The organism is Deinococcus pimensis DSM 21231 (assembly GCF_000519345.1).
Taxonomy (GTDB): domain Bacteria; phylum Deinococcota; class Deinococci; order Deinococcales; family Deinococcaceae; genus Deinococcus_A; species Deinococcus_A pimensis.
Genome location: NZ_KI912633.1, coordinates 340,997 through 342,000, shown reverse-complemented (window position 1 = coordinate 342,000; position 1,004 = coordinate 340,997). Strand labels below are relative to the sequence as shown.

Genomic DNA, 1,004 nt, shown 5'->3' with positions numbered 1-1,004 from the left:
GAACCGCCGAAGAGGCCCCACAGCGCCGCGACGACCACGCCGAGCGCCACGAGGAGCGCCGCGCCCCGCGCGCCGAGCAGACGCGCGCCGTCCGTCGAGAGGAGCGGCAGCAACGTCAGCAGCACGAGCAGTGCGGGAACGCTGAGGGAACGCAGGACGGCGAGGCCCTTCATGGCGTCCATGCTACGCGCAGACACGCGGCGATGTGGGCGCGGGCGGGACTCCCACGTCTGCTACGCTGCGGCCACGATGTCGAGCTCCCCGTCGTGGCAGTTCACGCTGTTCGGAACGCCGACCCTCCGCCGTCCCGACGGCGCGGACGCCCCCTGCGAGCGCAAGGCGCTCGCCCTGATGGCCTTCCTCGCCGTGGAGGGCGCCACGTCCCGCGCGCGGCTCGCGTCGCTGCTCTGGCCCGACACGCCTTCGAGCGCCGCGCGCAACAACCTCGTGCATCACCTGCGCCGACAGACCCGGACGTACGGCGCGCCGCTCGTCGTCGGCGCGGACGTCCTGGAGCTCGCCGCGTACGTCACGACCGACGTGCGCCGCTGGACGCACGAGGACGCCACCACGTCGCAGGCGGACCACGCGGACGTTCCCGACGAGGTGTTTCTCAAGGACGTGACCTTCGACGAGATGCTCGAACTCGACGAGTGGGCGCTCGCGTCGCGCGAGCGGTTCCACGCGCTGCACGTGACGCACCTCATCCGCGCCGCGCAGGCGCACGAGGACGCCGGCGACCTGCTCGACGCGACGCGCCTCACGGAGCGGCTCGTCACGCTCGACAACCTCTCCGAGGACGCCTGGCGTCGGCTGATGCGTCTGCACTACCTGCGCGGCGACCGTCCGGCGGCGCTGCGCGCGTACCACCGCTGCAAGGAGGTGCTCTCGCGTGAGCTCGGCCTCGAACCGCTCCCGGAGACCGTCCGGCTCGCCCACGACATCGACCGGGGCGAACGCCACGCGCCCACGCCGGGGACGCCCGCGCGGCTCCCCCTGGCCGT

At 73.5% G+C, this 1,004-nt stretch carries 1 protein-coding gene; it reads left to right on the top strand.

The window, feature by feature from the left end; translation table 11 throughout:
* Positions 1 to 249: 249 nt before the first annotated feature.
* Positions 250 to 1,004 (top strand): AfsR/SARP family transcriptional regulator (locus DEIPI_RS29040; protein ID WP_045233798.1); only part of this gene is annotated, 755 nt, incomplete at its 3' end.